Source organism: Dokdonella sp. (assembly GCF_044227025.1).
Lineage (GTDB): Bacteria > Pseudomonadota > Gammaproteobacteria > Xanthomonadales > Rhodanobacteraceae > Dokdonella_A.
Genome location: NZ_JBGAFX010000001.1, coordinates 712,103 through 738,430 on the forward strand (window position 1 = coordinate 712,103; position 26,328 = coordinate 738,430).

Below are 26,328 nucleotides of genomic sequence, written 5' to 3' on the forward strand. Positions count from 1 at the left end.
CGCGGTTACTGTTCGCCGAGCGCGTCGCGCATGAACTCCGGCAGCGCCAGCGCGGCCTTGTGCATGTCGACGTTGTAGTAACGCGTGTCGAACTGCTTGGTCGACGCACCGCGCTCGCGGAAGCCGCTGAGGTCGGCGCCTTTGCGCGCCATCGTGCAGCTCCACCAGCCGGTCGGATACAGCGGCTGCGGGAAGGTCAGCGTCTTGACCGACTGGAAGTCGGCAACGCGCATCGCGCTGCGCATCGTCTTGATCAGGTCGAGATGCACCAGTGGCGACTCGCTCTGCTGCACGAGGATGCCGCTCGGGCGCAGCGCGCGCCAGCAGCTCGCGTAGAAGTCCGCATTGAACAGGCCTTCGGCCGGGCCGACCGGATCGGTCGAATCGACGATGACGAGGTCGATCGACTCGGGTTCCTGCTCGGCCATGTACTTGATGCCGTCGATGAACAGCAGCTCCGCGCGCGGATCCTTGTTCGACTCGCACAGCTCCGGGAAATACTGCTCCGCCAGGCGCGTCACGCGCTCGTCGATCTCGACCTGCACGGCGTGCTCGACTTCCTCGTGCTTGAGCACTTCGCGCAGCGTGCCGCAGTCGCCGCCGCCGATGATCACGACGCGCTTGGCGCGCGCGTGGGTGAACAGCGCCGGGTGCGACATCATCTCGTGGTAGAGGAAATTGTCGCGCGTGGACACCATCGTGCAGCCGTCGATCACCATCAGCTTGCCCCAGTCGGTGGTGTCGTAGATCTCGATCGACTGGAACGGTGACTGTTCGGCGTGCAGGCGCTCCTTCACGCGCAGTCCGAAAGACGAGCCGGAGCGGCCGTGCTGTTCGGTGAACCAGTTCTGCGAGGTGGCGTTCGGCGTGGACGCGGACATCGGTGCTTCCTGCTGGTGAGGATTCGGAACCCGGGCGACCCCGGGGTCGCGGATTGTAGCCGGTCCGCGCGGAGGCGACACACGCCGATCGCAACAGCTCGTTACACTATGAGGATTGGACGTTGTCGATGGAGCACCTGGTGAACAAGCAGCGCTGGACCACCGACGAGGCCCGCCATGCCTGGGCGGTGCCGCATTGGAGCGAGGGGTATTTCGACGTCGGCGACGGCGGCGACCTGCGGGTGCGTCCGCGTCGCGGCGACGGCCCGTCGCTGTCGTTGCCGGCAATCGTCGACGCGGCGTGCGCGCTGGGTTCGCGCCTGCCGCTGCTGGTGCGCTTCGCCGACATCCTGCAGGACCGCCGCGCGCGCCTGCAGGCCGCGTTCGCCAAGGCGATGGGCGACTGGGACTACGCCGGTGGCTACACCCTGATCTACCCGATCAAGGTCAACCAGCAGAACAACGTCGCCGGCGAACTCGCCGGCAATGCCGCGCCGGGCTTCGGCCTCGAAGCGGGTTCCAAGCCGGAACTGATGGCGGTGCTCGCGCTCGCGCGGCGCGGCAGCACGGTGATCTGCAACGGCTACAAGGATCGCGAGTACATCCGCCTCGCGCTGATCGGGCGCAAGCTCGGCCTCGACATCTTCATCGTGATCGAGAAGCCGTCCGAGCTGCGCTACGTGATCGAGGAAGCAGCGGCGCTCGGCGTCGAGCCGCTGCTTGGCGTGCGCATGCGCCTCAAAAGCCTCGGCGCGGGCAAGTGGCAGAACTCCGGCGGCGACAAGGCGAAGTTCGGCCTCACGCCGCGCCAGCTGCTGACCCTGCTCGACGAGCTGAAGGCGGCGAACCTGTCGCACACGCTCAAGCTGCTGCATTTCCACATGGGCTCGCAGATGTCGAACGTCCGCGACATCGCGACCGGCATGCGCGAGGCAGTGCGTTATTTCGTCGAGTTGTCGCGCATGGGTCTGCCGATCACCCACATGGATGTCGGCGGTGGCCTCGGCGTCGACTACGAAGGCACGCGCTCGCGTTCGGATTGCTCGATCAACTACGGCCTCGACGAATACGCTTCGGCGATCGTCGGTGCGCTCGCGGAAGCCTGCAACGCGAACGGCCTGAATGCGCCGCACGTGCTGACCGAATCCGGGCGTGCGTTGACCGCGCACCACGCGGTGCTGGTCGTCAACGTCAGCGAGATCGAGGAGGCGCCGCTCGGCGCGATCCCGCCGCCGCGCGCGGACGAGCCGGCGGTGCTGCGTCGTTTGCGCGACGTGTGGGCGGAGATCGACCAGACGCCGCCGACCGAGCTCTACCATGAAGCGCAGTATCAGCTCGCCGAAGGCTATTCGCTGTACGCGCTCGGCCAGCTGTCGCTGCAGGACCGCGCGCGCCTCGACGATTTCTACTACGCGATCGTCAACGCGGTGCGTTCGCGCCTCAAGCCGGACGAGCGTACCCACCGCCAGGTGCTCGACGATCTCGCCCAGACCCTGGTCGACAAGTATTTCGTGAATTTCTCGGTGTTCGAGTCCGCGCCCGACATCTGGGCGATCGACCAGGTGTTCCCGATCGTGCCGATCTCGCGCCTCGATGAGGCGCCGGATCGGCGCGGCGTGATCGCGGACCTCACCTGCGATTCGGACGGGCGCATCGACCATTACGTCGAGGCCGATGGCGTCGACGTCAGCCTGCCGCTGCACATGCCGCGCGCGGGAGAATCGTACCGCCTCGGCGTGTTCATGGTCGGCGCGTACCAGGAGACGCTCGGCGACATCCACAACCTGTTCGGCGACACCGATGCGGTCAGCGTCAAGCTGACCGCGGACGGCTATGCATTCAGCCATCGCCGGCGCGGCGACAGCACCGACCTCATGCTCGACTACGTCGGTTACGACCTCGCCGCGTTGCGCGCCGCGTATCGCGACAAGATCGTCGCCGCCGGGATCGGTTCCGACGAGGCGCCGCGCCTCGAAGCCGCGCTCGAACATGGCCTCACGGGTTACACGTACCTGGCGGAGTAGGCGGCATACGGCCAGACCCTGACGCATGGAGCGCCGTGTGCTCCGTGCTTCGATCTTCCAGTACCAGCGTTCCGGAGAAGCATGCGATGAATGAAATCAGGGCCGGTTTCGTCGGCCTCGGCGCGATGGGCTTGCCGATGGCCGGCCATCTCGCGCGCGCCGGTCTGCTTGCGGCGGTGTGGAACCGCTCGCACGACAAGGCCGTCGCGGCGGGGCGTGAGCTCTCCGTGGCGGCACCAGCAGACATCGTCGAACTGGTGCGATCCTGCAACGTGATCGCACTGTGCGTGCCGGCCGACGCGGATGTGCTCGAACTCGCGCGCACGATCGCGACGCATGCGCCGTCCGGGATGGTCGTGATCGATCATTCGACCGTGTCGTCGGTGACAGCGAAGGACGCGCACGCGATCCTCTCCGCGCACGGCTGCGCGTTCATCGACGCGCCGGTTTCGGGTGGCGTCGAAGGCGCGAAGAACGGCAAGCTGTCAGTGATGGTCGGCGGCGACGCGCGGGCGCTCGAGCGCGCGCGGCCAGTGCTCGACTGCTATGCGGCGAAGGTGAGCCACATGGGCGATGTCGGCGCCGGCCAGAACACCAAGGCGGTCAACCAGGTGCTCGTCGCCGGCATCGCGCAGGCCGTGTGCGAAGGTCTGGCGCTGTCCGAAAAACTGGGCCTCGATCCCGAGCGCCTGCTGCCCACGCTCGGCGCCGGCGCGGCCGGCAACTGGTTCCTCGACAAGCGCGGCGCGACCATGCTGCGCGACGAGTTCAAGGTCGGCTTCAAGCTCGCCCTGCTGCACAAGGACCTGAAGATCGTGCGCCAGCTCGCGCTCGACGCCGGCACCGATCGGTCGGTGATCGAGAAATCGCTCGCGGACTACGCCGTGCTGCTTGCGCAGGGGCATGGCGACGAGGACATCTCTGCTTTGATCCGTCTTAAGCGTCCGCGTTGAACAGCGGATGGCGGCACGCCGCCATCCGTGCTGTGCGTGCTGTCAGCCGTCGAAACCGTTCGCAAAGATCGTGTCGCTGATTGGCAGCGCGAACTTGTACAGCTTGCTGTTGCTGCTGTAGTTGGCGACGTACAGCGCGCCGTTGACGAGGATCGGGCTGCCCCACTTGAGCGACCCGATCGATGGTGACGTCCAAAGCAGCGCGCCGCTGGTCGGATTGCGCGCGAGCAGGCAGGTGCCGGCCGCGCATGAGCCGACGTGGTAGACGACGTCGTTTGCGACGACCGCCGAGGTCGCATTGGAGTTCTGCTGCCAGGTCGGTTGCAGGTGCGGCACGTTCGCGCCGGTCAGCGTGAGTTTGAGGCCGGAAATGCCGTTGCCGTTGCCGACGTAGACCCACGCAGCACCATCGCCATGTGTGTTGACCCAGACGACCGATTGCGTCTTCATCCAGAATTCGCTGATCGGCACGTCGATGACTTCGATCTCGCCGCCGACGCCACCGGGCGCGCCGATGCCGCCCATGTCGTCGAGGTCGATGAGGTGCAGCATGGAGTCCTTGCCGGTCTGCACGCCGATGTGCGCGACGGCGCTGCCAGCGGGAGCCGGAAGGATCGACAGCGAAGCCGAGCCGAGATCGATGTCGCTGCCATCGAGTTGCGCGTAGTTCGTCGGAGTATGGCTGTCGAGCGGCAGGCCCGCGCCCGCGCCAGTGCCGTCCGGATGCAGCGCGAGTACGCTGTCACCCCAGTTGTGGCCGCCCGTGTTCGCGTTGAACTCGCCATTCGCGGTCGTGATGTAGACGCGGTCCGTACCGGCATCGTAGACCGCGCCCGGACGGCCCCAGATGCCGCTCTGCGGGCTGTTGCAGCCACCCGAAGCGATCAGCGTCGTGATCGTGCTGCACATCGAATTGAACACGCGCGACGTCCCGGTCGCGAGGTCGATCGTGACGAGGTGGCCCTGGTAGTCGCCGCCGTCGCCAACATAGCCGTTGGTGACCGCGTACAGCCGCGCGACGCCGCCGGATACCGCCGTCGCGAGCGCGGACGCGCCCTTTTCGACGCCCGGCTTCAGCGTCACGGTCACCGGCCAGCCGCCCGTCGTGGTCTCGCTGCCGTTGCCGATCGCGTACTTGTGCACCTTGCCGTCGGCGCCATAGCTGTAGACATGCTGGCGGTTCGGATCGATCGCGGGCGAGCTCTCGATCGGCGTATGACCGCCTGTCGTGGTCATCGTCCAGACCACGCTGCCATCCGCCGCATCCAGTGCGGTAATGCGGCCGCTCTGCGCCGTCACGAACAAGAGATCCTTCGTGCCCGATGCGGTCACGATGCCTTGCGCGAACACCGGCGCAGCATTCGTGCGACCGGTCAGCGTCACCGCGTACTTTTGTTCGAGCTGGGCGACGTTCGCCGCGGACACCGCAGTCTCCGCGGTGTTGTTCGCGCTGTGCGCCGGATCGAAACCCCACTGCGGCCAGTCCGTGGCAATGGCCTCCGCGGTGGCCAGCGAGCCCGCGGCGAGCAGGGCGGTGTGGAGCAGGGCGTGCGAGCGCGACATGGCGAGTACTCCGTGGCGCGACGAGGCGCCTTCAGGGAAGGCGCATCCTACGCCGGGTGCGGGGTGGAACGACGTGCTGCGTGTCGAACCTGTGGAATGGATCACGTCCCCGATGGCGCGCCTCGACGGGCCGCGCCGTCGAAGCCGTTGCGGAAGATCACGTCACCGGCGGGCAGTGCAAACTTCCACAGCTTGGCATTGTTGTCCGTCACGTAAAGCGCGCCGTCGACGAGGATGGGACTCTGCCAGTGCACGTTGCCGATGTGCGGCGAACTCCACAGCACGTCGCCGCTGGGTGGATCGTGCGCCGTGACGCAGATGCCGGCGTCGGCGCAAGGGCCCGCGTGGTACAGCACGCCATTCGCGACGATCGGCGAGGTGGACGCGTTCGACGAGCCGGTGCGGTTCCAGCGCATCGCCAGCGCGGGACGGTTGCTCGCGTCGAGGCCGAGCTGCAGGCCCGACAGGCCGCTTCCATTGCCCGCGAACACCCAGGTCGAGTGGTCCGACGGATTCACCCATACCGCCGGCTGCTCGCGCATGCGATCGCCGGGAAAACCGTTGCCACCCTGCGGCACGTCGACGAGCTGGATCTCGCCGCCGACGTGCGCGGGCGCACCCTGTCCGCTCATGTTGTCGAGGTCGATCAGGCGCAGCTTGCCGTCCTTGCCCGCCTGCATGCCCAGGTGTGCGACCGTGCTGCCTGTGGGCACGGGCAGGATCGCCATCGAGACGGAACCGAGATCGGTGTCGCCGTTCTGCAGGCTCTGGAAGTTCGACGGCGTGTAGCTGTCGAGCGGCAGGCCGTTGCCGGCGCCGGTGCCGTCCGCGGCGAGCGCGAGCACGCTGTCGCCCCAGTTGAAGCCACCCGTGTTCGCGTTGAACGTGCCGTTGCCGGTAGCGATGTAGACGCGATTCGTTGCCGCCGAATACGTCGCGCCGCCGCGACCCCAGATGCCGCTCTGCCGGCCGGCGCAATCGTCGGTGCCGGGCGTACCGTTGAGCACGAAATGGATCGTCTTGTCGCTGCACATGACGTTGAACACGTGCTGCGTGCCGTTGGCGAGGTCGATCGAGACCAGGTGGCCCTGGTAGTCGCCGCCATCGCCGATGTAGCCATCCGTGACGACGACAAGATGGTGCGTGTTGCCCGAGCTCGCAATCGTCAGTCCGGAGGCGCCCTTTTCGACGCCCGTCTTCAGCGTGATCGTCTGCGGCCAGCCGCCGGTCGTGACTTCGCTGCCGCTGCCGATCGCGTACTTGTGCACCTTGCCGTCGACGCCGTAGCTGTAGACATACTGCAGGCCTGGATCGATCGCGGGCGATGCAGTGGTCGGCTGCGGCCCGCTCGTCGTCTGGTGCCACACTTCGCTGCCGTCGGCCGCGTCGATCGCCATCAGGCGTCCGTTCTTGCTGAGCAGGAACAGCAGGTTCTTCACGCCGCCGGCAGTGGTGACGCCGGACTGGTACACGGGTGCGCTGTCGACCGACGAGGCGAGCGTAGCGCCGTTCGCGTACACCGAGGCGAGCAGGGAGAGATTGGCGGCGCCAAGCGTCGTCTCGCTGGCGTTGAAACCGCTGTGCGCGGCGTCATAGCCGAACTGCGGCCAGCTCGCGGCATGCGCATGGGCGAAGCCGAGCGCGATCGCGGCGGCCGGCATGAAACGAAGAAGGGCAGCACAGTGCATGGTCGGGCTCCGGGAGATCGGTAGATCGTCCGCCGCATCGTACGTCGCCCGGTTACATCGAATGATGACGCGCGCCACGGATGCGCCCTTCACGTACGCGAACGCGCCTTCGTGGTACAAGGCGCACTCCCGTCCTTCCGGAGTGCCAACCATGCTGCGTCGGATCGGAAAATTGCTGCCCGCTCTCGTCGCCAGTGCGTCATTGCACGCGGCGATCAATCCCGCCGACCTTGCCCTCGTGCCGTGGCCGGACGCGTCGACGACCTTCTCCGAACCGGTCGGCGTGCGTGCGCCCGCCGGCGACAATCGCGTATTCGTGGTCGAGCGCTGCGACACCCCCGGCAGTTCGAACACGTCCGGGCACGTACGCATCGTGAAGAACGGCGTGGCGCTGCCGACTCCGTTTCTCGAAGTCAACGTCAGCTGCAGCAGCGAACAGGGCCTGCTCGGACTCGCATTCGATCCGCAATTCGCCAGCAACGGCACGTTCTACGTCACCTACACCGCGGTCGGCGCTGGACTTGCCGACAGCGAAGACCAGGTGCTCGCGCGCTACACGGTCTCGGCGAATCCCGATGTCGCGAATCCGAGCGGCACGGTGATCCTGCGCGTGCCGGACATCGCCGGCAATCACAATGGCGGCGACCTGCATTTCGACCATCAGGGTTATCTCAACTGGTCGATGGGTGACGGCGGCGTGCAGAACGATCCGAACGGGTTCGCGCAATGCACCGGGCGCAAGAAGGCCGACAACAATCCATCGAGTTGCCATTCGGTTTCCGGTTCCGGTCCGACGTACTACCTGCTCGGCAAGATCATCCGTCTGGATGTGCACGCGACGACCGCCTCGGCGCCGGCGAATTTTTGCGGCGCGAGCGCCGGGCAGCCAGCGCCCTATGCGATCCCGCCCGGCAATCCGTTCCGCGATGTCGGCCTGTATCCGCAGGAGTGCGCGGAAATCTTCAACTGGGGTTTCCGCAATCCGTACCGTTTCAGCTTCGACCGGCAGACCGGCGACCTGTTGATCGGCGACGTCGGGCAGAACGCATGGGAGGAAGTCAGCTTCCAGGCGGCAGGCAGCGTCGGCCAGAACTTCCAGTGGAACGCCTGCGAGGGCCTGCACACGTTTCCGGGTGGTTCACTTGGCTGCAATGGCCCGGCGGGCAGCGTGAAGCCGAAGCTCGACTACTCGCACAGCATCGGCTGCGCGGTCAGCGGCGGCTATGTCTATCGTGGCCCAATCGCACCGTTGCGCGGGCAATACGTGTTCAGCGACTACTGCTCGGGCGACATCTACGTCGTCGCGAACACGGCGACGACGCAGTGGACATACGAGACGCTCGCGGGTACGCCGTCGATGAACACCTACGGCTTCGGCGAGGACGCCGACGGCAACCTGTACGCGACCACTGGGGGCGGTACGATCTATCGCTTCGAGTCGGCGAGCGGTGGCGATCTCATCTTCGCCAACGGTTTCGATGGTTGACTGGCCACACGGAGGCGGGATGCGTCATTCGATTCGCGCGGCGGCGATTGCCCTCGCAGCAGGTACGGCGGTTCATGCACAAACGGTGCCGTCCGACCTCGCTCTCGAGGTCGTCACCAACGCGGTCACCGCGCCGATCGGCGTGCGCGCGCCGCACGACGGCAGCGGTCGGCTCTTCATCCTGAGCCAGGCCGGCACGATCCGCATCGTCAAGAACGGCGTGCTGTTGCCGACGCCGTTCCTGACCGTGCCGGTCACCTATCCCGGCTCGGGCGGAACGAGCGGGCTGCTCGGCCTCGCGTTCCATCCCAACTACGGTCACGTCGGCGCGCCGCACAACGACGAGTTCTACGTCGTGTCGATGCGACCACCCGGCTGCACGCCGGCCGGTACCTGCCTCGGCAGCGGTCCGGACGAAGTGCTCGAACGCTACACCGTGTCGGCGGACCCGGACGTCGCGAACGCCGGCGGGACCGTGGTGATGCGCTTGGCCGACAACTCGCCGCCGTCGTACCACAACGGCGGCGACATTCATTTCGGTCCGGACGGCTATCTGTACATGTCGTCCGGTGACGGCGGACAGGAAAGCGGCACGCACTGGCTGGCCGAATGCCTGTGGAAGAAGCCGAACGACACCACCTCCACCAGTTGCGGCAGCAGCGCGGCCACGCCGCAGTATTTCCTGCGCGGCAAGATGTTGCGCATCGATGTCGACACACGCGGCGCGACGGCGACCGACGAGATGTGTGGCGCCACGCCCGGCCAACTGGCCGAGTATTCGATTCCGCCAGGCAATCCGTATGTCGGCAGCAGCCAGACCTGCGACGAGATCTTCCTGTACGGCTTCCGCAATCCGTGGCGCTGGAGCTTCGACCGCGCCACGGGCGACATGTGGATCGCCGACGTCGGCCAGGTGCAACGCGAGGAAATCGACTTGCGCCTCGCCGGTTCGAGCGAGCCGCCCTACTACGGCTGGCATTGCATGGAAGGCTCGCTCGTGTTCAGGACCACCGAGGTGTGCGCGCCGCCGCTGCCGCCGCAGGTATTGCCACTGATGGAATACGGGCACAGCGGAGGACGCTGCGCGATCACCGGCGGTTATCGCTTCCGCGGACCGATCCCGGCGTTCCAGGGCATGTACGTGTTCGCCGATTCGTGTTCCAGCGAGATCTTCTTCGCCAAGCCCGACGCGCAGAACCAGTGGAGCTGGTCGGTCTGGCGCGACGACGCGAACGGTTACGGTACCTATTCGGGCTTTGGCGAGGACGAAGCCGGCAACCTCTACGTCGCCAATACCGACACCGGCGTCGTCTACCGCTTCCATTCCAGCCAGGGTGTCGTGACGCATGTGGTCACGCCGCACGCCGGCCCCGGCGGCGCGATCGCTCCGCCGACGCCGCAGACCGTCGCCGAAGGCGCCACCGCCGCGTTCGATGTGCAGGCCGCCCCCGGCTACGCGATCGCAGGCGTCGATGGCTGCGGCGGCGCATTGACCGGCAACATGTTCACGACAGCGCCGGTCGTCGCCGACTGCGACGTGACGGCGACGTTCGCGGTTGCCGATCGCATCTTCGCCGATGGCTTCGAGCCTTCGGCGAAAAGCGTGCGCTGAGCAAGATTTGGTGTAGCGACCCGCGGCAGCGCGCCGCGGGTCGTCGCCGACTCAGCGCGTGGCGGCGTCGAAACCGTTGCGGAAGATCAGGTCCGGATCCGCCACGAACGTCGCGGACACGGTGCAGTCGGTGGCGATCGGTGCAGTGGTGTAGGTCGCACCCGCAAGCACGCCGCCGCAACCTGTAACCTGGCCGATAACCTGCCCGGCATCCGGCGTCAGCGTGAAGCTCGTGCTGGTCCCTTCGTCGATCGTCTGCGGCTGGTCCGGTGCGATCGTGCCGCCCGCTCCCGCCTGCGGCGTCACGACGTGGGTGATCGGCGTGAACGCGGCAGTGACCGTGCAGTCCGCGCTGATCGCGGCGGTCGTGTAGACCTGTCCCTGGAGGCTGCCGCCGCAACCGCCGACCGTATCGATGCGGTAGTGCACATCCGGCGTCAGCGTGAAACTCGTCGTCGCGCCATCGGCGATTGTCTGCGGCGTGGACGGGGCGATGCTGCCGTTCGGGCCGGCGATGGGGGTGACGACATGGCCAACGAGAGCGAAGCTTGCGGTCACGGTGCAGTCGCCCGTGATCGGTCCGGTCCGGTACGTGGCGCCATTCAGTTGTCCATTGCAGCCGCTGACGGCATCGATCGCGTAGCCTGCATCGGCGATGATCGCGAACGGCTGGGTCGCGCCGTCGTCGACGAGTTGCGGCGTCTCCGGAACGATGCGCCCGTGCGCACCGGTGCTCGGCGAAACGCTGTGCGTCACCGGCGGATTGCCGAGGTCGAAGCGCTGCAGTCGCGTGCCCGCTGCAACATACAGCGCGCCGTTGACGAGGATCGGGCTCTGCCACTTGATGCCGCCGATCGTCGGCGACGTCCACAGCACCGAACCGTTGAGCGGGTCGCGCGCGTACAGGCAGTTGCCGCCGCTGCAGGAGCCGACGTGGTAGAGCACGTCATTGACGACGATCGTCGATGTCGCGTTGGTGCTGTTCTGCCAGGTCGGTTGCAGGTAGGGCTTGTTCGTCGTGGCGTTCAGCGTGACCTTGAGGCCCGACAGGCCGTTGCCGTTCGCGATGAACACCCAGTTGGCGCCGTCGGGTGCGATCCATGATGCCGTCTGCGTCTTCATCCACGACTGGCTGATCGGCACGTTGATGACGTCGATCGCGCCGCCGACCGCGCCCGCCGAACCGGTGCCGCCCATCCGGTCGAGATCGATCAGGTGCAGCTTGGAATCCTTGCCGGTCTGCACGCCGAGGTGCTGCACGGTGCTGCCGGCCGGCGGTTCCAGGATCGTCAGCGTCGCCGAGCCGAGGTCGATGTCCTGACTATCGAGTTGCTGATAGGTCGTCGGTGTATAGCTGTCCATCGGCATGCCGCCGCCTGCGCCGGTGCCGTCCGGTTTCAGTGCAAGCACGCTGTCGCCCCAGTTCTTGCCGCCATTGTTGGCGTTGAACGGACCGTTGCCGGTCGTGATGTAGACGCGATCGGTGCCGGCGTCGTAGACGGCACCGGGTCGGCCCCAGATGCCGTTCTGGCGTGAAGAACAGTCGTTCACTCCGTTCTGGCCGTTCAGGATCATGTGGATCGCGACATCGCTGCACAGCGTGTTGAACACGGTCTGTGCATTCGTCGATAGGTCGATCGTGGTCAGGTGGCCCTGGTAATCGCCACCGTCGCCAACGTAGCCGTTGCTGACGACGTACAGGTAGGTGGTGTTGTGCGTGATGGCGAACGCGAGCGCCGATGCGCCCTTCTCGACGCTCGGCTTCAGTGTCGCGATCTGTGGCCAACCGCCCGCCGTTATTTCGACGCCGTCGCCGATTGCGTACTTGTGCACCTTGCCGTCGACGCCATAGGCATAGACGAACTGGCGGTTCGGATCGATTGCCGGCGAGCTTTCCGTTGGCGCCGTGCCGCTGGTCGTTGCGGTCCAGACGACCGAGCCGTCGAACGCATCGTACGCAGTGGTGCGGCCGCTCTGTGCGGTCACGACGAGCAGATCCTTCGTGCCGCCTGGCGTCACGACCGCGCGTGCGAGCACCGGCGCGGCGTTCGTCGTCGCAGTCATCGTCACGTTGTAGCGCCGAGTCAGTTGCGCGACGTTGTCGCGCGTGATCGTCGCCTCGTCCGGGTTGCTGCCGCTGTGCGCGACGTCGTACCCCCATTGCAGCCAGTCCGCCGCTGCCGCGGTGCCGAAGGGAGCCGCGCAGGCGGCAGCGAGAAGGCAGGTGCGCAGCAGGGGCGTGGTTCGCATGAGCGGCGGTCTCCGGGTCGGCGCCGGGCAGGCCGCCGGGCGAGAACGCCGGATCTTACGCTGCGCGGGCGATCCATGGCGTGCGCCGCAGCGCGCTTCGCCGTCGCGCGCCAGCGACGCGCGACCCTATTGCGCCGGCTGTTCCTTCAGCGCGATCGCGTTGATGCCGTTCTCGGACAGCGAGCGCTTCGCCGCCTCGAGCTCGCTCGCGCTTGCATACGGGCCCACACGCACTCGATGCCAGGTCTTGCCGTTGATCGTGACCGGCTGCACCTGGGCGACGAATCCCGACAATGCGAGTTTCGCCTTCGCTTCGTCCGCGGCCTTCGGCTCGGGGTAGGAACCGGTCTGCAATACGTAGCGACCGCCGGTGCCAGCCGCCGACGTGGTCGTCGTGCCCGGCGTGGCGGGATTCGCGCGCGCCTGCTGCTCCGCCTTTGCCTTCGCCGACAGTTCGGCATCGGGAATCACGACTTCGGCTTCCGGCAGCACCTGGTAGAAGTCGTAGTTCTTCTTCGGTTTTGCCTCGGCGACCGGTGGTTCGCTTTCCCTCGGCGCGGTTGCCTGGGGATTGGGTTGCGGCACGTCCTTCTTGCGCAGCAGCGGCGCCCAGTCCTTGGCCAGCACCAGCAGCATCAAGCCGATGCCGAGCAGCAGTCCGATCAGCACCCACAGCCATGCGGGTTTCTGTGCGCCGTTGCCGCCACGCGTTGCCTGGCGTCCCTTCTTTGCTGCCATCACATGCTCTCCGGGGCGGATACGCCCAACAGGTCGAGGCCGTTCGCGAGCGCCTGGCGCACCGCGGCGGCGAGTGCGAGTCGTGCGTCGCGCAGGTCGGCGTCGTCGACGATGAACTGGCTGGTGTTGTACCAGCCGTGGAACGCAGCCGCGAGTTCGCGCAGCCAGTTTGCGACGAGGTGCGGTTCGAGGCTTGCGCCTGCGTTCTCGACCACTTCGCCGAAACGTGACAGCTCCACCATCACCAGTTGTTCGGCCTCGCCGTCGAGGCGCGCGAGGTTTGCCAGGCCGTTCGCGCGATCCCAGGCGAGGCCGCGCTCGCCGAGCTGGCGCATCACGCTGGCGACGCGCGCATGCGCGTACTGCACGTAGTAGACCGGGTTGTCGTTGGTCTGCGCGCGCGCGAGGTCGATGTCGAACACCAGCTGCGAATCGGACTTGCGCGCGATCAGGAACCAGCGCGTCGCGTCGCGGCCGACCTCGTCGATGAGATCGCGCAGGGTGACGTAGCTGCCGGCGCGCTTGGACAGCTTCACTTCCTCGCCGCCGCGCATGACCGTGACCATCTGGTGCAGCACGTATTCCGGCCATCCCTGCGGGATGCCGCAGTCGAGTGCCTGCAGGCCGGCCTTCACGCGCATCAGGGAACCGTGGTGGTCGGAGCCGAGTTCGGTGATCGCACGCTCGTAGCCGCGCAGCCACTTGCTGCGGTGGTAGGCGACGTCGGGCAGGAAATAGGTGAAGGTGCCGTCGGACTTGCGCATCACGCGGTCCTTGTCGTCACCGAAATCGGTGGTGCGCAGCCACAACGCGCCGCCTTCCTCGTAGGTGTGGCCGTGCGCGACCAGCTCGCGCACGGTCTCGTCCACCTTGCCGTCGGCGTAGAGCGAGCTCTCGAGGAAGTAGACGTCGAAGGCGACGCCGAACGCGGCGAGGTCGCCGTTCTGTTCGCGCCGCAGCCAGGCGACCGCGAATGCGCGGAGCGCATCGAGGTCGTGCGGGTCTTTCGCGGCATCGACCACATGGCCGTCGACTTCGACGCGCGCACCGTCCAGATAGGCGCGTGCGACATCCTTGATGTATTCGCCGCGATAGCCGTCTTCGGGCCAGCCGGCGTCGTCCGGGCCTTTTCCGAGCGCGCGCGCCTGCACCGAGATCGCGAGATTGTTGATCTGCGCGCCGGCGTCGTTGTAGTAGAACTCGCGCCGCACGTTCCAGCCGTTCGCGGCGAGCACGCGCGCGATGCAGTCGCCGATCGCCGCAGCGCGGCCGTGGCCGACGTGCAGCGGACCGGTCGGATTCGCCGACACGAACTCGACGCCGGCGGTGCGGCCGGCGCCAGCGTTGGAGTGGCCGTAGCTGGCGCCGCCATCCAGCGCCGCCCGCACTTCGGCGTGATAGGCGGCCGGACTCAGGAAGAAGTTGATGAATCCGGGCCCGGCGATCTCGACTTTCGCGATGCCTTCGCGTGCCGGCAGCGCCGCGACCAGCGCGCTGGCGACGTCGCGTGGCTTGCGCCCGGCGGCCTTGGCCAGCAAGAGCGCCGCGTTGGTGGCGAAATCGCCGTGCTCGCGGTTACGGGTGCGTTCGACCGTGAAGGGCGGTGCCGCGTCGTGCGGCAAGCTGCCGTTCGCTTGCAGGGCGGAGATGGCGTCACGGACGCACTGGTGCAGGAAGGCTTTCACGGTCGCCGCAGAGTCGGAAAATCCGCCCATTGTACGGCCTGCGCGGCTCGCCGCGGACGGCTGTCACACGGATGTCGCGCGGGATCGGCACCATCGTGGCAAGGAACAGCGGTGGCGTGCGGGATGCGCACGGTGCCGGGTGCAGGGACGCACCGGTCCAAGGTCTCGCGCCGAACCGCCCTCAGAGGGTCAGGTCCGCCAGCGTCTCGCGGTAGGCTTCGATCACCTGCTGCCCGGTCTGCGGCGGTCCCTGCACCGCGATGCGTGCACGCACGCCGATGCACAGCGCCTTCAGTCGGGGGGCATTCGCTTCCTTGCCCGGGCCGAACGCAGCCAGTCCCGCTTCCGACTGGAAGCGATGCAACTCGAAGAAGAACCGGTCCTGGCCTTCGGTCAGGAAGCCGAGCACCGGCAGCGCGCTTTCACCGGCGCCGAGCGAACGGCCGCTGAGCATCTCGCGTTCGCGACACAGGTTTTCGGCGGTTGTCGCGAACTTCGTGAACGGTTCCGCCACGTTCGCCGTGTCCAGGTCGGCGGCGATCAGGGCGAGCTTCTGCGCAACCACCAGGGCCGGTCGGCTGCGCCAGTCGGGGCAGCGTGCGTCGAGCACCTGGTCGAGTCTCGAGGCGAGCGCGCCGCCGCTCTGCACGAGGTCGGCCGCGTTGTACTGGTAGCCGCCGGGCGAGGGTCGCGCGTCGAAGGTGCTGCCTGCGATCATCAGTTCGAGTGCGGCGTACAGGTCGGCGTCGCGCTCGCGCGAGAAGCCGCAGATGTCGAGGATGCGCTGGCTCTCCTCGATGCTGGCGCTCTCGTTCGCGCCGACGCCGTCGACGAGTTGCGGGGCCTCGCGCTGACGCAGGTCGTGGCAGGCGCCGAACAGCATCAGTGCGCACCATTCGCGCAGACCCAGCGCCTGCAGGCCGAGGCATTCGCGGAGCCGATCCATTCGCTCACCGCAGATCTCCAGCACATGCCCTTCGTTGTGGTAGGCGTGGAAGTCGTTGCCGAGGTGGCCATGGCGCAACGCGAGCCGCGCGTGTCCTAGGCGCACTGCGTCTTCGGTCGCGCGCAGCAGGGCCTCATCCGCGGGCAGCTTGAGCAGGCTCGCCCACGCCTCCCGCCGCCGCGCGAGCAGCGCCTCGAGTGCCGCCGACGCATCACCTGCCAGCGCGCGCGCCGCTGCGACATCCGGCAGGCGCCGTTCCGTTTCGTCGGCACCATGGTGCTGCGGGAACTGGAGGATCACGGCTCGGCGGTGATTCCGGTCAGGGGTGTCGCGAGTATAGATTTGAAGTCGAGGCCGCGTGCAAGTGGCTCCGCGGTGCGGGGCTCCACGTCGATCAGAGCCAGCCGCGCTGGGCGAGCGAGGTCGGGGTGCCGTGGCCGATCACGAAGTGGTCGAGCAGGCGCACGTCGACGAGTTCGAGCGCTTCGCGCAGGCGCTGGGTGATCGCGCGGTCGGCCGCGCTCGGCTCCGCCACACCGGAAGGATGGTTGTGGGCGAAGATCGTCGCGGCGGCATTGTGGACCAGGCAGCGCCGCACGACCTCGCGCGGATGCACGCTGGCGCCGTCGATCGAGCCGCGGAACAGCTCTTCGAACGCGATCACGCGGTGACGGTTGTCGAGGAACAGGCAGCCGAACACCTCGTAGGGATAGCCGGCGAGACGGGACTTGAGGTAGCGCGCGCTTGCCAGCGGGTCCGTCAACGCCTCGCCGAGGCGCAGTTCCGCGTCCAGATAGCGCCGGCCGACCTCGAGCGCGGCGCCGAGGCGGCACCATGCGACCGCTCCGAGTCCGGGCAGGGCATGCGGCGCATCCAGCAGGGGTTTGAGGCCGCCGGCGTTCGTCAGCAGCTGCCGACCGAGGTCGACCGCGCTCTGGCCGCGTCGACCGGAGCCGAGGAACACCGCGAGCAATTCGGCGTCGGACAGCGCCCCGGCTCCGTGCGCGAGCAGCTTCTCGCGCGGACGTTCGCCATCGGGCCAGTCGCGGATGCTCATGCGCGGCACCCGGTCGAGGCAGCGCAAGGGAGGACGATGCGGTATGTGCGCTCGGCAGTGGCGGTGTGCATGGCGAACAGCCTAGGTCGCCGGCGCGCACGCGCACAGCGGCGTTCGCCGCGATTTTGAGTAAGCTAGCGGTTCCCTGTCCTGTCAGCGGTTTCCTACATGCTGGTTCGGTCCGACCGCCCGGGTTGTCCATGGAGCGCGCGATGACGCGCCGCGAGGCGCATGCGCCGGAGCGCTTTGTTCCTGTGCGCGAAGGCGGCCTCGCAGGCGTGCGCGTGCTGCTCGGCGTGTCGGGCGGCATTGCGGCGTACAAGGGCGCCGAACTCGTGCGTCGCTTGCGCGATGCCGGTGCCGAGGTGCGCGTGGTGCTGACCGAAAACGCGGCGCGATTCGTAACCGCGCTGACGTTCCAGGCACTGTCCGGTCATCCGGTCCGGACCAGCCTGTGGGACGAGTCGGCGGAAGCGGCGATGGGACATATCGAGCTCGCCCGCTGGGCTGACGAGGTCGTGATCGCGCCGGCCTCGGCGGATCTGCTGGCGCGGCTCGCTCAGGGACAAGCGGACGACCTGCTGACCACCCTGTGCCTGGCAACGGCGGCGCCGGTTTCGGTCGCGCCGGCGATGAACCAGCAGATGTGGGCGCACGCGGCGACCCAGGCGAATGCGACCCTGTTGCGTTCGCGTGGCGTGAACGTGTTTGGTCCAGCTTCCGGCGGTCAGGCCTGCGGCGAATTTGGTGCCGGTCGTCTGCTCGAGGCGGACGAGATCGTGAGCCTGCTCCAGGCTCGGCGTGGGCCGCGCGAACTGGCCGGCGCGCGCGTGCTGGTCAGTGCCGGTCCGACCTACGAGGACATCGATCCGGTTCGTTTCATCGGCAACCGCAGTTCGGGCCGGATGGGCTTCGCGGTCGCCGAAGCGGCCGCCCGCGCGGGTGCCGAGGTCGTGCTGGTCGCGGGTCCGGTCGCGCTGGCGACGCCGGTCGGAGTCGAGCGCATCGACGTGCGCAGCGCGCGCGAGATGCATGAGGCGGTGCTGGCACGCGCGAAATCAGCCGATGTCTTCATCGCGGCAGCGGCGGTCGGCGACTTCCGTCCGCGCGACATCGCTGTGCACAAGCTCAAGAAGGCGAGCCGCGACAGCGGTCTCGAACTGTCGCTGGTACAGAACCCGGACATCCTCGCCGACGTCGCCGCGTTGGAGCCGCGGCCGTTCGTGGTCGGCTTTGCAGCCGAGACCGAACAGGTCGAGGCGCATGCTCGCGCCAAGCTGGAACGCAAGCGTCTGGACCTGATTGCGGCGAATGAGGTGGGCGCGGGCCTCGGCTTCGAAAGCGCCGACAATGCGCTGCTGCTGCTCTGGCCGGACGGGCGCGAAGCGCTCGAGCGCGCCGGCAAGGTCGAACTCGCGTGCGCGCTGGTGTCGCGTATCGCCGCCCTGCGCGCGGCGCGCGCATCCGCATGACAGGCCGGACCAAAGCGGCGAGCGCGCCGCACGCCGGTTGCACGATCGAGATGAAGATCCTCGACGCGCGCCTGGGCCGCGAATTCCCGTTGCCGGCGCCCGCGACTGCGGCCTCCGCCGGGGTCGACCTGCGTGCGATGATCGACACGCCGCTGACGCTCGATCCGGGCGCCAGCCAGCTGATTCCGAGCGGGATCGCGATCCACATCGGCGATCCGGGGTTGTGCGCGATCGTGCTGCCGCGCTCGGGGCTCGGCCACAAGCACGGTATCGTGCTCGGCAATCTGGTCGGATTGATCGACGCGGACTACCAGGGGCCGTTGATGATTTCCTGCTGGAACCGTTCCGACGCGGCCTTTACCATCGCGCCGGGCGAGCGGATCGCGCAGCTGGTGATCGTGCCGATCGTGCGTGCCGCGTTCGAGGTGGTGGCCGATTTCGCGCCGAGTGCGCGTGGTGAAGGCGGCTTCGGCAGTTCGGGGCGGCATTGAGGGTGCGCGTTGCGGCTGATGCGCCGCGCGATGCGACGGAGGAAGGCATGGGCGACGACCACCACAAGATGTCCCCGAAGGAGCAACTGGCGCGGTTGGGCGCGCGCGTGTTGCCGGGCCTGCGTTCGCTCGGTCCGTTCGCGCTCGGAACCTTCCTGCTCGTATTCGGTTCGTTCATGGCATGGCAGGCATGGCTGCTGTGGCTGGCGCAGCGCGGTGTTGCGAATGCGGACGAGGCGCGTGCGCAGGTGATCGGCACGCTTGCTGGCTATGTGCGTGAACAGCAGCAGGCGGTCCAGGTTGCGCTCGATGAACCGAATGTGCAGCAAGCGCTGCAGCAGGGCGCGGAAGGTCGGCCGGCGGCTGCGGCGGCGTTGAAGCAGCTGTTGCAAGGCGCCACCGATGCGGAGTTCTTCAGTCCCAATCTCGACGAGGTGCTGTCGGGGGACCTGCATGCGATCGGCTACGCCAAGGCCGCGGCGCTGATGCAGGCGAAGATCAACCCGCGCCAGCCGCTTGCGGAAATGCGTGTCGAAGGGGAGGCGGGACAGCAACTGATGGTGACGCTTCCCGCGCGCGTAGCCGGCCAGGTGGTTGCGTTCGCGGTGGTCGAGCTGCCGTTCAAGCCCGTGCTGACCCGCTTCAATCGCACCTCGGTCAGCGGTGCGCGCCTCGACCTGCGCCAGGGCGACGGCCATGGCGACCTGATCATCGCGAGCATCGGCGAACACACCGGCAACACGATCGGCGACGTCGGCGAACCGATCCCCGGCACCCGCCTGCGCATCGGCAAGGCGGATCCGGGCTACTTCATTGTGTTCAGCGAAAGCCTGCCGATCACGGCGCTGGTCAGCCTGCTGAGCCTGCTCGCCGGCGGCGCGTTGATGTGGATCCGGCAGGTCGGCAGGGAACGAGCGATGGAAGTGTTGCAACGCAAGCCGAAAACGAACGAGCCCGAGATGACCCTTGCCCAGGCGATGAAGGTAAAACCGGACGCACCCGTTGCCGCGGCCGCCAATGCGTCCGTGCCGGCGGTACGGGCGAAGATCAAGGACGAAGTCGTCGACGTCGATCCGAGCATCTTCCGCGCCTACGATATCCGCGGCGTGGTCGGAACGACGCTGACGACCGGTGTTGCGCGTCTGATCGGCCGCGCGATCGGCAGCGAGGCGCGCGATCGCGGCCTCAGCGAGATCGTGGTCGGTCGCGACGGTCGCCTGTCGGGTCCCGATCTCGTGTTCGCGCTGATCAATGGCCTGCGTTCGACCGGCATCGATGTCATCGACATCGGGCCAGCGCCGACGCCGGTGACCTACTTCGCGGGCTACCACTTGCGGACCGGGTCGGGCATATCGGTGACCGGCAGCCACAATCCTCCCGACTACAACGGCTTCAAGATCGTGCTCGGTGGTGAGACCTTGTCCGAGGATGCGATCCAGAACCTGTACCGACGCATCGAGGCCGAGCGCTTCGTCGATGGCATGGGCGGCCTGCAGACGATCGACGTGAGTCAGGACTATCTGCGCCGCATCACCGACGACATCCAGATCGAGCGCAAGCTCAAGGTCGTGGTCGATTGCGGCAATGGCATCGCCGGCGCGATCGCCCCGGCGGTGCTCGAGGGCATCGGTTGCGAGGTCATCCCGCTCTACTGCGATGTCGACGGCACCTTCCCGAACCATCACCCCGATCCGTCGGACCTGCACAACCTGCAGGACCTGATCCTGTCAGTGAAGCAGGTCGGCGCCGACATCGGCCTCGCCTTCGATGGCGACGGCGATCGCCTGGGCGTGGTCACCGCGAGTGGCGAGGTGATCTTCCCCGATCGCCTGCTGATGCTGTTCGCGAGCGACATCCTGATACGCAATCCGGGCGCCACCATCATCTACGACGTCAAGTGCACCGGCCACCTGCAGCCGCTGATCTTGCAGCAGGGCGGCAGCCCGCTCATGTGGCGCACCGGGCATTCGTTGATCAAGGCGAAGATGCGCGAGACGAATGCGGCGCTCGCCGGCGAGATGAGCGGCCATTTCTTCTTCGGCGAACGCTGGTACGGTTTCGACGACGGAATCTATTCGGCCGCGCGCTTGATGGAAATCCTGGCCAGCGACATCGAGGAGCGCAAGCCCGAGCAGATCTTCGCGACACTGCCGAAGGGAGTGTCGACGCCGGAGCTGAAGATCCCGATGCGCGAGGGCGAGCACTACGCGTTCATCGAGAAGTTCCGCGCGCGCGCGCGCTTCGAGGGCGCACGCCTGACCACGATCGATGGCGTGCGTGCGGACTGGCCGGACGGCTGGGGCCTGGTACGCGCATCGAACACGACGCCCGTTCTGGTGCTGCGCTTCGATGCCGACACGGCGACCGCGCTCAGGCGCATCCAGGACGTGTTCCGCGCGCAGTTGCTGGCGCTGGATTCTTCGTTGCCGCTGCCATTCTGACGGCGGCGCGCCGCGCGTCTATCGGAACCACTCCTCGACGCCGTCGGACTCGTCCGGCGCTTCGCCGCTCGCGGCGGCATCGTCGTCGCGCAGTTCGATCGATTCGACGTCGCCTTCCGCCTGCGTGTCGACCGGCACCATCCATTGTTCGCCGCAGATCGCGCACTCGCGCCGGTCGGCGGCCTGGCCGGCGCCGAAATGCACGCGCTCGAGCAGCGCGCTTTCGGTGGATTCGCAGGATGGACAGCGGATCATGCGTACCGCCCCCCTGGGCGGCGCCCGGCTCGTCAGGGTTGTTGGGCCGCTTGCGGCTTGAGCTTGGCCTTGAGCTCGCGGTAGTGCGCCACCTGTGCCTCGAAATGGCTGCTGGCCTCGTCGCGGTCGCGTTCGCGTTGCGCGACGGTCAGGCGTTGGTCGTCGACCTGCTTGCGCATGCGACCCAGTTGCGTGGTCTGCTCGGCCGGCAGCTCCTTGCCGGTACGCTCCGCTTCCGCCGCGCGATCGAGCAGGTCCGCGAGTGACTGTTCCTGGTTGCGCAGGCTCGCAGCCGCGGCCTTGACCTGCTGCTCGAGCATTTCCAGTTGCTGTTGCTGGGCATGCTTGAGATCGTCTTCCTGCGGATAGTTGCTCAGCAATTGCTCGTCGTCGCGTGCGCTCTGTTCGGCGACCCTGCGCTCGGCCGCCTGCTTGGCCGCCTCCACCTTCGCGGCGGCGAGCTCTGCGTCGGTCTTGGCGCGCTCGACGTGCTTGATCACGATCCCTTGCGGATTGACGACGTCGTAGCCGAACTTCGCGGCTTCGGGTGGAACCGAGTCGGAGTAGTGCAGGTTGCCCTGGGCATCGCGCCACTTGAACCGATTGTGATCGAGCGCGGTCGGGGCAGCCGTCGCGAGTTCGCAACCGGCAACTAGGGTCAGCGCCAGTACCAGCGGCCGGGACAATGGAATGCGCATGGGTGATCCTCCAAGCCGCAGTATATGGGAGCTTGCCGTTGGCAACGGGGCGATCAGGCGTGTACTCCGTAACGCTCCCGATATGCGGTCAAGCGTGGCCGATGATCGGCCAGTTCGGGGCGATCCGCCGCATAGGCGAGCAGGTCGGTCAGGCGCGCGATCGCGACGGTCGGGATACCCTGCTCGGCTGCGAGCTCCTGGGTTGCGGACAGCGATCCCTGCCCGCGCTCCTCGCGGTCCAACGCAAGCAGCACGCCCGCCGGTTGAGCGCCGGCGGCGCGGATCAGCGCCAGCGCTTCGCGGATCGCGGTGCCCGCGGTGATCACGTCGTCGACGATCAGCACGCGCCCGCGCAGCGGCGCGCCGACCAGCAGGCCACCCTCGCCATGATCCTTCGCCTCCTTGCGGTTGTACGCGAACGGCACGTCGCGCGCATGCCGTTCGGCCAGCGCAGCGGCGGTAAGCGCGGCCAGCACGATGCCCTTGTAGGCCGGTCCGAACAGCATGTCGAACGCGATGCCCGAGCTGGCCGCCGCCTGTGCGTAGGCGCGGCCGAGCGTGGCGAGCGCCGCGCCGCTGTCGAACAGGCCGGCATTGAAGAAGTACGGGCTGACGCGGCCGGACTTCAGGGTGAACTCGCCGAAGCGCAGGACATTGCGAGCTACGGCGAGGTCGAGGAATTCGCGCTGGCTTTGCGACATGGCAATCGGCAATCGGCAATCGGGATCCGGATTGTGCAAGAGGCGGCGAACAAGTGGAATGCGCGGGCGTCACCGCGAGGCGGCTTCCTGCACTGCCGACTTCGGGTAGGCTTGTCCGATTGCCCCGGCTTGCCGATTTCCGAATGAAGGTCATCAGTTTCAACGCCAATGGGATCCGCTCTGCGGCCACCAAGGGATTTTTCGACTGGCTGCGCGCGCAGGACGCCGATGTCGTCTGCCTGCAGGAAACCAAGGCGCAGGAGGACCAGCTGTCCGATCCGATGTTTCGCCCGGACGGTCACCACTGCTTCTATCGCGACGCGACGACGAAGAAAGGCTACAGCGGCGTCGCGATCTATTCGAAGCGCGAGCCCGACGAGGTGCTCACGACGCTTGGCCTCGACCTGTTCGAGCAGGAAGGCCGCTACATCGAGGCGCGCTACGGCAAGCTCAGTGTCGTGTCCTTCTACATCCCGTCCGGCTCGTCGGGCGATGAGCGCCAGGCGATCAAGTTCGATGCGATGAAGCGGCTCAAACCGATCCTCGATCATTGGCTCGCGAGTGGCCGCGACTACGTGCTGTGCGGCGACTGGAACATCGTGCGCAGTCGCAACGACATCAAGAACTGGACGTCGAACCAGAAGAACTCCGGCTGCCTGCCGAGCGAGCGCGAGTGGTTGAATGCGCAGCTCGGCGAAGACGGTGGCAGCGATGGCACGCCGCCGGCGCACAATGGTTGGGTCGACACCTACCGCGTGCTGCGTCCCGAAGGGCAGGATTACACCTGGTGGAGCCATCGCGGCGCGGCGCGCGCGAACGACGTCGGCTGGCGCATCGACTACCAGCTGGTGACGCCGTCGCTGCGCGATCGCCTGCGCGCGTGCGCGATCACGCGCGAGCCGCGCTTCTCCGACCATGCGCCGTACCTCGTCGACTATCGGACATGAGGCGGTGGGTGAAGCGATGACCGCGCCAAGGCCTTCGGTGTGGAGGGCGTTCACGCAACCGGCCGCATGGACGATGTTCCTGTTCGGATTTTCCTCAGGCCTGCCGTTCCTGCTCGTCGCCGGCACGTTGTCGTACTGGCTCAAGCAGCACGGCATCGTGCTGCGCGAGATCACGGTCATCGCCAGCGCGGGCATGCTGTACGTGTTCAAGCCGCTGTGGGCGCCATTGCTCGACCATTGGCAGGTGCCCGGGTTCGCGCGGTTCGGTCGCCGCCGCGGCTGGCTGCTGCTGGCGCAGCTCGGCGTCGCCGCCGGGCTGGTGGCGATGGCGCTGCTGACTCCAGCGAACCTGCCGCCGTTCGTCGTGGCTTCCTTGGCGGTGGCGTTCTTCGGGGCGACGCAGGACATCGCAATCGATGCGTACCGGATCGAGATCGCGCCGCCGGACCAGCAGGGTGCGCTGATCGCCACTTATTCGCTCGGTTACCGCATCGCACTGATGGCGGCGGGGGCGTTCGCGCTGATCTTCGCCGACCACGTTCCGTGGGCGCACATCTATCTTGCGCTCGCAGCCGGCATGGCGGTGCCGATCATCGGCAATCTGCGCGCGCCGGAACCGGCGATGTCCCAGCGGAAACCGCCGGCATGGGGCGATGCGTTGCGCTATGCGGTCGCCGATCCGTTCGTCGATTTCTTCCGTCGCTACGGCGTCGTGCTGGCGCTCGCGACGCTGGCCTTCCTGCTGCTGTTCAAGATTCCGGAACAGGCGACTATCGGCGGCATCATGGGCCCGTTCTATCTCGACATGGGTTTCAGCCAGACCCAGATCGGCGCGATCACGAAGATCTACGGTATCTGGATCGGCATCGCGGGTGCGTTCGTCGGCGGCGCGATGGTCGTGCGCTGGGGGCCGTGGAAGCCGTTGTGCGCGATGGTCGTGCTGTGCGGCAGTTGCAATCTGCTCTACCTGTTGCTGATCGCGTTTCCGGGAAACCTGTGGATGCTGGCGGTGGTGATCTCGGCCGAAAACTTCACGCTCGGGATGCTCGGGCCGCCGACCGTCGCGTTCCTGTCCGCACTGGTCAACCGCGAGCACACCGCGACGCAGTACGCATTGCTCAGTTCGCTGGTGAACCTGCCGGGCAAGGTGCTCGGCATCTTCGCCGGCGGCATCGCGATGTCGGTCGGCTATGGCACCTATTTCGTGATCACCGTGGTGGCGCTGATCCCGGCGACCCTGTTGCTGGTGTTCCTGTGGCCGCGTTACCGCGACATCGGCAAGGACGGCGCCGAATAGAGCGCGCCCAATGCGCGCGGCCCGCGCGCGCCAGTGACCGAGGGCAGATTGCCGGGCAACCCCGCGAGGCGCGCGCGTGCGAGCCAGGCGAAGCCGGCGGCCTCCACGAAGTCGGGATCAAGACCGAGCGCGGCGGTCGTGTCGATCCGCAGGGCCGGCAATTCCGCGCGCAACGCGGCCATCAACGCCGAGTTGTGTACGCCGCCGCCGCAGGCATAGACCTCGGCCACGCCACTGCTGTGCAGTGCGTCGGCAATGCTGCGGGCGCTGAGCGCGAGCAGCGTCGCCTGCACGTCCGCCGCGTCGGCGCCGGCAGGGAGGTGTGCCGCGAGCCAGTCGAGATTGAAATACTCGCGCCCGGTGCTTTTCGGCGGCGGCGCGGCGAAATATGGATCCCGCAGCAACGCGGCGAGAACATCAACGCGGATCCTTCCGTTCGCGCTCCAGGCGCCGTTCTCGTCGCGCGCCGTTCCGAGATGGCGCGCGGCCCACGCATCGAGCAGGCAATTGGCGGGCCCGGTATCGAAACCGATCACGTCGTTGCCCGGACGCAGCAGGGTCGCGTTGGCAATGCCGCCGAGGTTCAGGATCGCGCGCGGAATCTGCGCATCGGCAAACACGGCAGCATGCAGCGCGGGCAACAGCGGCGCGCCCTGGCCACCGGCGGCGACGTCAGCGCGGCGGAAATCGGCGATGGTCGTGATGCCGGTCTGCTCGGCAATGACGCAGGCGTCGCCGATCTGCAGCGTGAACGGGCGCGGTCCGCCAGGACGATGGCAGACGGTCTGGCCGTGCGAGCCGATCGCCGTGACGTTGCGTGGATCGATGCCGGCGTCGCGCAGCAGCGCGGTCGCGGCATCGGCGAAGCAGGTGCCGATCTCGACGTCGAGGCGGCCATAGGCGTCGAGCGCGATTTCCGCGTCACTGCGTGCGAGCGAGACAATGCGTTCGCGCACGGCGGCCGGATAGGCGAACGTCCGTGCTGCGACAAGCCTCGGCGGCGCCGGGCTCTTCTTGAAATGTCCGGCCATGGATGGCGGGGGCGTTGCGGAGGGATCCGCAAACTCCACTAACGCGGCATCGATGCCGTCCGCGCTGGTGCCGGAAATCAGGCCGAGGTAGAGCCGCGTGCCCGCAGGCACG

21 protein-coding genes are annotated in these 26,328 nt (G+C 67.4%); 9 read left to right on the plus strand and 12 right to left on the minus strand.

Features of this window, described 5'->3' with window-relative positions; all coding sequences use genetic code 11:
• Positions 1 to 5: 5 nt before the first annotated feature.
• A complete protein-coding gene (gene speE / locus ACILRJ_RS03145; protein ID WP_395680295.1) occupies positions 6 to 881 on the minus strand; it encodes a polyamine aminopropyltransferase in 876 nt (291 codons plus the stop codon).
• Positions 882 to 1,009: 128 nt separating this feature from the next.
• Here speE and speA point away from each other — a divergent pair, with 128 nt between their 5' ends.
• On the plus strand, positions 1,010 to 2,905 hold the full coding sequence (gene speA / locus ACILRJ_RS03150) for a biosynthetic arginine decarboxylase (RefSeq protein WP_395680762.1): 1,896 nt from the start codon (positions 1,010 to 1,012) through the stop codon (positions 2,903 to 2,905).
• Between the two features lie 86 nt (positions 2,906 to 2,991).
• The gene (locus ACILRJ_RS03155) at positions 2,992 to 3,858 is read left to right on the plus strand and encodes an NAD(P)-dependent oxidoreductase (protein ID WP_395680297.1); all 867 of its coding nucleotides are present in this window, start codon (positions 2,992 to 2,994) and stop codon (positions 3,856 to 3,858) included.
• A gap of 42 nt (positions 3,859 to 3,900) precedes the next feature.
• Here ACILRJ_RS03155 and ACILRJ_RS03160 read toward each other — a convergent pair whose 3' ends face one another.
• Both ACILRJ_RS03160 and ACILRJ_RS03165 read right to left on the minus strand, forming a co-directional pair.
• The gene (locus ACILRJ_RS03160; RefSeq protein WP_395680299.1) at positions 3,901 to 5,421 is read right to left on the minus strand and encodes a PQQ-binding-like beta-propeller repeat protein; all 1,521 of its coding nucleotides are present in this window, start codon (positions 5,419 to 5,421) and stop codon (positions 3,901 to 3,903) included.
• Positions 5,422 to 5,522: 101 nt separating this feature from the next.
• Positions 5,523 to 7,109, minus strand: a complete 1,587-nt coding sequence (locus tag ACILRJ_RS03165; RefSeq protein ID WP_395680301.1) for a PQQ-binding-like beta-propeller repeat protein — start codon at positions 7,107 to 7,109, stop codon at positions 5,523 to 5,525.
• Positions 7,110 to 7,260: 151 nt separating this feature from the next.
• On the opposite strand from ACILRJ_RS03165, the gene ACILRJ_RS03170 reads away from it, so the two are divergent.
• Both ACILRJ_RS03170 and ACILRJ_RS03175 read left to right on the plus strand, forming a co-directional pair.
• The gene (locus tag ACILRJ_RS03170) at positions 7,261 to 8,595 is read left to right on the plus strand and encodes a PQQ-dependent sugar dehydrogenase (RefSeq protein WP_395680303.1); all 1,335 of its coding nucleotides are present in this window, start codon (positions 7,261 to 7,263) and stop codon (positions 8,593 to 8,595) included.
• A gap of 19 nt (positions 8,596 to 8,614) precedes the next feature.
• Complete coding sequence (locus ACILRJ_RS03175; protein ID WP_395680305.1) at positions 8,615 to 10,207, plus strand: PQQ-dependent sugar dehydrogenase; 1,593 nt, start codon at positions 8,615 to 8,617, stop codon at positions 10,205 to 10,207.
• A 51-nt stretch (positions 10,208 to 10,258) separates the two neighbouring features.
• On the opposite strand, the gene ACILRJ_RS03180 is transcribed toward ACILRJ_RS03175, so the two are convergent.
• From ACILRJ_RS03180 to radC, 5 genes are all read right to left on the minus strand, one after another.
• Positions 10,259 to 12,457, minus strand: a complete 2,199-nt coding sequence (locus tag ACILRJ_RS03180) for a PQQ-binding-like beta-propeller repeat protein (protein WP_395680307.1) — start codon at positions 12,455 to 12,457, stop codon at positions 10,259 to 10,261.
• Between the two features lie 126 nt (positions 12,458 to 12,583).
• Entirely contained in the window at positions 12,584 to 13,195 is a 612-nt protein-coding gene (locus tag ACILRJ_RS03185) for an SPOR domain-containing protein (protein ID WP_395680309.1), read from the minus strand.
• The gene (argS, locus tag ACILRJ_RS03190; protein ID WP_395680311.1) at positions 13,195 to 14,880 is read right to left on the minus strand and encodes an arginine--tRNA ligase; all 1,686 of its coding nucleotides are present in this window, start codon (positions 14,878 to 14,880) and stop codon (positions 13,195 to 13,197) included. The genes ACILRJ_RS03185 and argS overlap by 1 nt, the downstream gene beginning before the upstream one ends.
• Positions 14,881 to 15,061: 181 nt before the next feature.
• Positions 15,062 to 16,126 (minus strand): hypothetical protein, encoded by a 1,065-nt coding sequence (locus ACILRJ_RS03195; protein WP_395680313.1) that lies wholly within the window; start codon positions 16,124 to 16,126, stop codon positions 15,062 to 15,064.
• 94 nt (positions 16,127 to 16,220) lie between these two features.
• The gene (radC, locus tag ACILRJ_RS03200; RefSeq protein ID WP_395680315.1) at positions 16,221 to 16,883 is read right to left on the minus strand and encodes a DNA repair protein RadC; all 663 of its coding nucleotides are present in this window, start codon (positions 16,881 to 16,883) and stop codon (positions 16,221 to 16,223) included.
• A 212-nt stretch (positions 16,884 to 17,095) separates the two neighbouring features.
• On the opposite strand from radC, the gene coaBC reads away from it, so the two are divergent.
• Genes coaBC through ACILRJ_RS03215 form a run of 3 tightly spaced genes read left to right on the plus strand, consistent with a single transcriptional unit; the run spans position 17,096 to position 21,287 of the window.
• Complete coding sequence (gene coaBC, locus ACILRJ_RS03205) at positions 17,096 to 18,355, plus strand: bifunctional phosphopantothenoylcysteine decarboxylase/phosphopantothenate--cysteine ligase CoaBC (protein WP_395680317.1); 1,260 nt, start codon at positions 17,096 to 17,098, stop codon at positions 18,353 to 18,355.
• Positions 18,352 to 18,846 (plus strand): dUTP diphosphatase, encoded by a 495-nt coding sequence (dut, locus tag ACILRJ_RS03210; protein ID WP_395680319.1) that lies wholly within the window; start codon positions 18,352 to 18,354, stop codon positions 18,844 to 18,846. The genes coaBC and dut overlap by 4 nt, the downstream gene beginning before the upstream one ends.
• A 47-nt stretch (positions 18,847 to 18,893) precedes the next feature.
• Positions 18,894 to 21,287 (plus strand): phosphomannomutase/phosphoglucomutase, encoded by a 2,394-nt coding sequence (locus ACILRJ_RS03215; protein ID WP_395680321.1) that lies wholly within the window; start codon positions 18,894 to 18,896, stop codon positions 21,285 to 21,287.
• Between the two features lie 18 nt (positions 21,288 to 21,305).
• Here ACILRJ_RS03215 and ACILRJ_RS03220 read toward each other — a convergent pair whose 3' ends face one another.
• Genes ACILRJ_RS03220 through pyrE form a run of 3 tightly spaced genes read right to left on the minus strand, consistent with a single transcriptional unit; the run spans position 21,306 to position 22,941 of the window.
• The gene (locus tag ACILRJ_RS03220; protein ID WP_395680323.1) at positions 21,306 to 21,542 is read right to left on the minus strand and encodes a hypothetical protein; all 237 of its coding nucleotides are present in this window, start codon (positions 21,540 to 21,542) and stop codon (positions 21,306 to 21,308) included.
• Positions 21,543 to 21,574: 32 nt separating this feature from the next.
• Positions 21,575 to 22,240: a DUF4124 domain-containing protein gene (locus ACILRJ_RS03225; protein ID WP_395680325.1), complete on the minus strand. Its 666-nt coding sequence runs from the start codon at positions 22,238 to 22,240 to the stop codon at positions 21,575 to 21,577.
• Positions 22,241 to 22,293: 53 nt separating this feature from the next.
• Complete coding sequence (gene pyrE, locus ACILRJ_RS03230; RefSeq protein ID WP_395680327.1) at positions 22,294 to 22,941, minus strand: orotate phosphoribosyltransferase; 648 nt, start codon at positions 22,939 to 22,941, stop codon at positions 22,294 to 22,296.
• A gap of 143 nt (positions 22,942 to 23,084) precedes the next feature.
• Here pyrE and ACILRJ_RS03235 point away from each other — a divergent pair, with 143 nt between their 5' ends.
• Both ACILRJ_RS03235 and ACILRJ_RS03240 read left to right on the plus strand, forming a co-directional pair.
• Entirely contained in the window at positions 23,085 to 23,888 is an 804-nt protein-coding gene (locus tag ACILRJ_RS03235; RefSeq protein WP_395680329.1) for an exodeoxyribonuclease III, read from the plus strand.
• Between the two features lie 16 nt (positions 23,889 to 23,904).
• Positions 23,905 to 25,185 carry an AmpG family muropeptide MFS transporter gene (locus tag ACILRJ_RS03240; protein WP_395680331.1) on the plus strand — a complete coding sequence of 427 codons (1,281 nt, stop codon included), beginning with the start codon at positions 23,905 to 23,907 and terminating at the stop codon, positions 25,183 to 25,185.
• Here the strand turns inward: ACILRJ_RS03240 and ACILRJ_RS03245 are convergent.
• Positions 25,152 to 26,327 carry an anhydro-N-acetylmuramic acid kinase gene (locus ACILRJ_RS03245; protein ID WP_395680333.1) on the minus strand — a complete coding sequence of 392 codons (1,176 nt, stop codon included), beginning with the start codon at positions 26,325 to 26,327 and terminating at the stop codon, positions 25,152 to 25,154. The two genes, ACILRJ_RS03240 and ACILRJ_RS03245, sit on opposite strands and share 34 nt — an antisense overlap.
• Position 26,328 lies beyond the last annotated feature (1 nt).

Bases quoted from the DNA above. Each gene is read 5' to 3' on its own strand.
- ACILRJ_RS03240 (WP_395680331.1), top strand. From the start codon at position 23,905: ATGACCGCGCCAAGGCCTTCGGTGTGGAGGGCGTTCACGCAACCGGCC.
- ACILRJ_RS03225 (WP_395680325.1), bottom strand. From the start codon at position 22,240: ATGCGCATTCCATTGTCCCGGCCGCTGGTACTGGCGCTGACCCTAGTT.
- ACILRJ_RS03165 (WP_395680301.1), bottom strand. From the start codon at position 7,109: ATGCACTGTGCTGCCCTTCTTCGTTTCATGCCGGCCGCCGCGATCGCG.
- ACILRJ_RS03180 (WP_395680307.1), bottom strand. From the start codon at position 12,457: ATGCGAACCACGCCCCTGCTGCGCACCTGCCTTCTCGCTGCCGCCTGC.
- dut (WP_395680319.1), top strand. From the start codon at position 18,352: ATGACAGGCCGGACCAAAGCGGCGAGCGCGCCGCACGCCGGTTGCACG.
- ACILRJ_RS03170 (WP_395680303.1), top strand. From the start codon at position 7,261: ATGCTGCGTCGGATCGGAAAATTGCTGCCCGCTCTCGTCGCCAGTGCG.
- speA (WP_395680762.1), top strand. From the start codon at position 1,010: ATGGAGCACCTGGTGAACAAGCAGCGCTGGACCACCGACGAGGCCCGC.
- ACILRJ_RS03185 (WP_395680309.1), bottom strand. From the start codon at position 13,195: ATGGCAGCAAAGAAGGGACGCCAGGCAACGCGTGGCGGCAACGGCGCA.
- ACILRJ_RS03155 (WP_395680297.1), top strand. From the start codon at position 2,992: ATGAATGAAATCAGGGCCGGTTTCGTCGGCCTCGGCGCGATGGGCTTG.
- pyrE (WP_395680327.1), bottom strand. From the start codon at position 22,941: ATGTCGCAAAGCCAGCGCGAATTCCTCGACCTCGCCGTAGCTCGCAAT.
- ACILRJ_RS03235 (WP_395680329.1), top strand. From the start codon at position 23,085: ATGAAGGTCATCAGTTTCAACGCCAATGGGATCCGCTCTGCGGCCACC.
- coaBC (WP_395680317.1), top strand. From the start codon at position 17,096: ATGACGCGCCGCGAGGCGCATGCGCCGGAGCGCTTTGTTCCTGTGCGC.
- ACILRJ_RS03215 (WP_395680321.1), top strand. From the start codon at position 18,894: ATGGGCGACGACCACCACAAGATGTCCCCGAAGGAGCAACTGGCGCGG.
- ACILRJ_RS03220 (WP_395680323.1), bottom strand. From the start codon at position 21,542: ATGATCCGCTGTCCATCCTGCGAATCCACCGAAAGCGCGCTGCTCGAG.
- ACILRJ_RS03160 (WP_395680299.1), bottom strand. From the start codon at position 5,421: ATGTCGCGCTCGCACGCCCTGCTCCACACCGCCCTGCTCGCCGCGGGC.
- radC (WP_395680315.1), bottom strand. From the start codon at position 16,883: ATGAGCATCCGCGACTGGCCCGATGGCGAACGTCCGCGCGAGAAGCTG.
- ACILRJ_RS03175 (WP_395680305.1), top strand. From the start codon at position 8,615: ATGCGTCATTCGATTCGCGCGGCGGCGATTGCCCTCGCAGCAGGTACG.
- speE (WP_395680295.1), bottom strand. From the start codon at position 881: ATGTCCGCGTCCACGCCGAACGCCACCTCGCAGAACTGGTTCACCGAA.